A 5207-nucleotide genomic window follows, 5' to 3' on the forward strand; every position below is an offset into this window, starting at 1 on the left:
CGCGTCCAAGAGCGGGCCAGCAAAGACCGCGCCAGCCACGACCACGTCCAAGAAACCGGCGGCCGCGAAGGCCGCAGCCGCGCCGAAGGCCAGTGCGTCGAAAGCGAGCGCGTCGCAGGCAAGTGCGCCAAAACTTCCCGCATCGAAAACGGGTGCTGCACCGAAGAGCGCTGCGTCAGCGGCAAAGAAAGCCGCGACAACAAAGGCGGCGGCTGGCAAAGCCAGCAATCTGCGCCGCCTTATCGGCATCGGCCCGGCCAACGAGCGACTGCTCAACGGGCTCGGAGTCACAACCTATGCGCAAATCGCCGCCTGGACGGCCGCCGACGTCAAGCGAATCGAGGAGACGTTGAACTTCGACGGCCGCATCGAGCGTGAGCGCTGGATCGAGCAGGCGAAACTGCTTGCCGCCGGCGATGAGGAGGAATTCGCGCGCCGCTTCCCGACCGGGGGAACCGCGAGCAACACCTGAATTGCCTGCCGGTATCGAGCACATAACAGACCGGCGGTGCCTTCGAGGTGCCGCCGGTTTGCTTTTGCACCAAGGCTGCCTTTGCGTCTTGAGACGCCGCTCTCTCGATTGCGCGCGTTCGAGCCCCCATATAGAGCGATAGCTGGCGTCATCGATCGCAGCATCCGAGTCCCATGCCCCTGCCCTCTGCAATTTTCAGAAATGACGAGCGCGCGCATCAGCTCGTTTTCGACCGTCCGGCCGACATCATCGTGGCGCATGAGGCGGAGGATTTCCTGCCGGCGCTGGAAATCGCCCAGGCCGCGCATGACGCCGGCAAATGGCTGGCCGGATATTTCTCCTACGAGGCCGGCTACCTGCTCGAACCGAAGCTCGTTCCGCTGCTGCCGGGCGGACGCCGCGCCCCGCTTGTCTGCCTGGGGATCTTCGACGCCCCTGTCGAACAGGCGGTCGTGCCCAGCAACGCGCCGGCGACCAACGGTCCGATCTTCGATGCAAGGGCTGCCTGGTCTTCAGAAGACTACGCAAAACGCTTTGCGCGGCTCCACAATCACATTCGCAAGGGCGATTGCTATCAGGGCAATCTGACCTTCCCAGTTCATGCGCAGTGGTCGGGCGATCCATTGGCCGCCTTCGACGCGCTGACGCAGCGCCAGCCGGTGAAATACGGCGCGCTGATCGCACTCGGCGATCCGGTCGTCTTGTCGCGTTCGCCGGAACTGTTCTTCGAGGTCGACGCCGAAGGCATGATCGAGACGCATCCGATGAAGGGCACCGCCCCGCGCGGCGCGACCAAGGCGGAGGACAAGCGGCTGAAGGCGTTCTTGCGCAACGACGAGAAGAACCAGGCTGAGAACCGGATGATCGTCGATCTCCTGCGCAACGATATCTCGCTGATCAGCGAGGTCGGCACGCTGGAGGTGCCGGAGCTTTTCCGCATCGAGAGCTACCCGACCGTCCATCAGATGGTGAGCCGCGTGCGGGCCAAGCTCTTGCCCGACCTCACCATCCGCCGGATCTTCGCTGCGCTGTTTCCATGCGGATCGATCACCGGCGCTCCAAAAATCCGCGCCATGGAAATCCTGCACGACTTGGAAGCCACGCCGCGCGATGTCTATTGCGGCGCCATCGGCTGGATCGCGCCTGGCGGCAGGATGCGCTTTTCGGTGGCGATCCGCACCATATCGCTCTTTTCCAGTGGCGAAGCCGTCTACAATATCGGTGGTGGCGTCGTCTTCGATTCGACCGCCGAGGAGGAGTATCAGGAGTGCCTGCTGAAAGCGCGCTACGCGACGGGAACACCGCCGATTTCGAGCTGATCGAAACCATGCGCTGGCAACCGGGCCAAGGCTTCCTCCGTTTCGACCGCCATTTGGCCCGCCTTTATGGCTCGGCAGCCGAACTGGGTTTTGCCTGCGATCCGCAGAAGGTCGGCGAGATGCTCAGGAACGCCGTCGACCGGCCGGACATGGCCTTGCGCACACGCCTCGTCCTGTCGCGCAGCGGCAAGGTGACGGTCTCGGCGCTGCCTTACGAGCCGCATGCAGCCGACAAGGTGTGGAGACTGCAACTGGCGCGGGTGCGGCTCGATTCAAGCGACACGCTGCTGCGCCACAAGACGAGTCGCCGGGACACCTATCAGCGGGCGCGAGCCGAATATCTGATCAGCCGGGCCGACGAGGTGCTGCTGGCCAACGAGCGTGGCGAAATCTGTGAGGGCACGATCACCAATCTCTTCGCCGATTTCGGCGACGGCGCGCTGGCAACGCCGCGGCTCGATTGCGGCCTGCTGCCTGGCGTACTGCGCGGCGAATTGCTGGACGAAGGCCGCGCCCGCGAAGCAATCTACACCTTGGATGATCTGAAATCGGCCAAAGCGCTGTTCGTCGGCAATTCCCTGCGCGGATTGATCCCGGCGCGGCTGGGCTGAAAACGCACCGAAAAGGCACCAGACGACACGCCCATGACTTTGTCTCGAGCATGGTTTTGCTTTGCGAGTTGGGAAGATGCGTCCGGCACGGCAAGAATGGGCCGGACGCGCGGCAGCCGCTTGGGAGGAGCGACTATTCGCCTTCGTGGGTCTGACCGGAGCCGCCGACGGAAACGATGTTGAAGGGTTTGCCTTCGACAGCCATGTCGCCGGTTTTCTCGAACGATGTCGCATCAACGAGACGCAGCACGCCTTTCAAAGGATCCGTAACCACGATCCTGTCGCCGGCGACCGCGACGCGCGGCCTCGGCTCGCTCCAGTGACCGTCCATCGAATAGGGATCGGTCAGCTTGAGCGAGTTTGCGATCTCCCCCTTCACCACGTCGAGTTGGTGAAGCTGGCCGTCCTCGGTGAAGACGTAGGCGAACTTCGCACGAACGGCATCGACCACGAAATGCACGCGGCGCGTCGGAAGGCTGATCAGCCGGAATGCGTCGCTCTCGACCGTCGGATCGATCAGCACCACCTTGTCGGCGCCGTAGTTGCCGAGGAAATATTGCAGGCCTCTGCCGCCGATCAGCGTCGTCGTTTTGCCGTCCGGCAGGCTATCGGCATAGGGTAGGTGACGGATCGCCGGGGTGCCGTCGCCATCGGTGACAACAAGCAGACCGGTCGCGCAGGCGAAAGCCAGGATATTGCCGGAAGACGCCTCCCCGTGGAGGTCGGGGCAGGCGTGGATGCCGCCGATCGGCGCGCCGGCTTCGTCAGCGACCCTGATGCCGACCGGGAGTTCGTCCGGCTTTTCCCTGTTCGGCTCCGACAGGAGAACATGGGAGCCATAGGCGACTGCGACGCCGTGCTGCGGCGCGTCCGTCTTCACTTCCCTGAAATCCGATTTGGTTTCCAGAACGGCCTTCTCGGAGATGATGCGGGCGACACCTTCGCCGTCGAAAAAAGCGGCGAGGTCTCCGTCATGCTCGACGAAATGCGACGGCTTTTTGCCTGCGATCTCGACGCCGGCAAGCTTCGGCGCTTCGACGTCGATGTCGCCGTGCTCGCCGTGGTCCTCGAAGGAAATGCCGCTCGCGATCCCGGTAACGACGCCGGCCGCGCCCTGCACGGCGAACACGGTCCGGCCGCTTTCGCTCCGATGGAGCGATGCCGGCCCTTTGAGATGGAACGTGTCGAGCTTTTCGCCATCGACTGCATCGACTACGGTCACCTTCGGGTCCGCGTGATCTGAGATGAAGAGGCGCCAGGCGGTCACCTCCTCGGCATGGGCAGCACTTGTTGATAGAGACAGAAACAGCGCGATGGCCGTGGCTGACGCCCAATTTGTCCTCACGGTATTCTCCTTGTTATCACATAACTGATTGTGGTCGACGAAGAGGCGGATTGCTCCGTGGCAGTCAGCTTCCGAGGATCGCGCCTTTCATCGTCGTGATGTTGTGCCGCATCATCTCGAGATAGGTCGCAGCCGGGCCGTTCCTATCCGACAGGGCGTCGGAGTAGAGTTCACCGCCGACTTTCTGGCCCGTCTCGCTGGCGATCTGTTCGATCAGGCGGGGATTGGTGACGTTTTCCACGAAGATTGCCGAAGCCTTGTCTTGCCTGATCTGTTTGATGAGGGCCGCGACGTCGGAGGCTGAAGCCTCAGATTCGGTGGAGACGCCCTCCGGTGCGAGGAATTTTATGCCGTATTCGTGCTCAAAATACCCAAAGGCGTCGTGGGAGCTGATGATCGTGCGCTTGTCCTCGGGAATCTCAGCTACAGCAGCTTTGATCTCCGCTTCCAGTCCCTCGAGCTGCCGGCGGTATGATTGGGCATTGGCCCGATAGTTGTCACAGCCGGCCGCATCGGCGGCACAGAAGGCATCGGCGATGTTCTTCACATAGAGTTCGGCATTGTGCACCGACTGCCATGCATGAGGATCGGACTCGCCGTGATGATGGTGCCCTTCCTCACGGCCCTCTTCCGCCTCCGCGGCGTGCCCTTCCCCGCCCTTGGCGGCCTTATCCTGTTCGTGGTGACCTTCTTCCTCGGTGTTGCGCAACACCTCGCCGCCTTTGGTCAACTCCACGACCGGCGCCTTCGTCGCGCTCGCCTCGACGAGACGCTCAAGGAAGCCCTCGAACTGAAGGCCGTTGACCAGCACCACGTCGGCAGAACCGACGGTGGCCGCGTCGGCCGGCTTCGGTTCGTAGACATGGGCGTCACCATTCGGGCCGACCAGCGTGATGATGTCGACACGGTCGCCGCCGACATTCTTGGCGAAATCGGCGATGATCGAGAAGCTCGCGACAACCTTGAGGTTCTCGGCCGCGGCCACCGACGGGATGATTGGCAATGATGTTATGACGCCCACCACGGCGGCAAGCTTCAGCGTCCAGGACATTCGATACTCCTTCTGTTCAAGTGGCTCTGTGGGGACATATGCCGGACGCGTGCCGAGCACACTGCGCGCCGGCAAAGATGGAAGAATGTACGCCATCCGGACCGGATGACCGCCGGGCCGGATCATTCCGTCGGGATGGCTGTTGTAGCCCAGCGTGAGGTCCTGAAAGGTCACACCGACCGCCATTTGCTCCATCTCCACGGAAAGCATCAAAGTCAGCCCTGCTCTTGACGATCGGTTATGTTATGTTATCACATTCGTCAACCGAAAACGTTATGTTATAACTCACGGGTGACCATTGTGCTCGAAACTGCGTGGAACACTAAGGAACAACGGATGCCTGGACGTAATCAGCAGTTGGTTCTCGGTGCGCTCGCGCGCTCCGAGCGGCCGATGGGGGCCTACGAAC

The 5207-nt window shown here is 62.4% G+C and carries 4 protein-coding genes and 1 pseudogene; 3 read left to right on the top strand and 2 right to left on the bottom strand.

From position 1 onward, the window contains the following. The 3 genes and pseudogenes from EOA85_RS26905 to EOA85_RS26915 form a co-directional block, all read left to right on the top strand. Positions 1-472, top strand: a pseudogene (locus EOA85_RS26905) (proton-conducting membrane transporter); the annotation flags it as partial. 173 nt (positions 473-645) lie between these two features. Beyond that, positions 646-1791, top strand: a complete 1146-nt coding sequence (locus EOA85_RS26910) for an aminodeoxychorismate synthase component I (RefSeq protein WP_127211787.1) — start codon at positions 646-648, stop codon at positions 1789-1791. Next, on the top strand, positions 1740-2402 hold the full coding sequence (locus tag EOA85_RS26915) for an aminotransferase class IV family protein (protein ID WP_127211788.1): 663 nt from the start codon (positions 1740-1742) through the stop codon (positions 2400-2402). The genes EOA85_RS26910 and EOA85_RS26915 overlap by 52 nt, the downstream gene beginning before the upstream one ends. Before the next feature lie 133 nt (positions 2403-2535). On the opposite strand, the gene aztD is transcribed toward EOA85_RS26915, so the two are convergent. After that, the gene (aztD, locus tag EOA85_RS26920) at positions 2536-3747 is read right to left on the bottom strand and encodes a zinc metallochaperone AztD (protein WP_245486030.1); all 1212 of its coding nucleotides are present in this window, start codon (positions 3745-3747) and stop codon (positions 2536-2538) included. 64 nt (positions 3748-3811) lie between these two features. Further along, a complete protein-coding gene (aztC, locus tag EOA85_RS26925) occupies positions 3812-4798 on the bottom strand; it encodes a zinc ABC transporter substrate-binding protein AztC (protein WP_127211790.1) in 987 nt (328 codons plus the stop codon). Between the last annotated feature and the right edge of the window lie 409 nt (positions 4799-5207).

The sequence above is a fragment of the Mesorhizobium sp. M5C.F.Ca.IN.020.29.1.1 genome (assembly GCF_003997375.1).
Classification (GTDB): domain Bacteria; phylum Pseudomonadota; class Alphaproteobacteria; order Rhizobiales; family Rhizobiaceae; genus Mesorhizobium; species Mesorhizobium wenxiniae.

Coding starts and splice junctions, on each gene's coding strand:
- EOA85_RS26910 (WP_127211787.1), top strand. CDS start 646: ATGCCCCTGCCCTCTGCAATTTTCAGAAATGACGAGCGCGCGCATCAG.
- aztC (WP_127211790.1), bottom strand. CDS start 4,798: ATGTCCTGGACGCTGAAGCTTGCCGCCGTGGTGGGCGTCATAACATCA.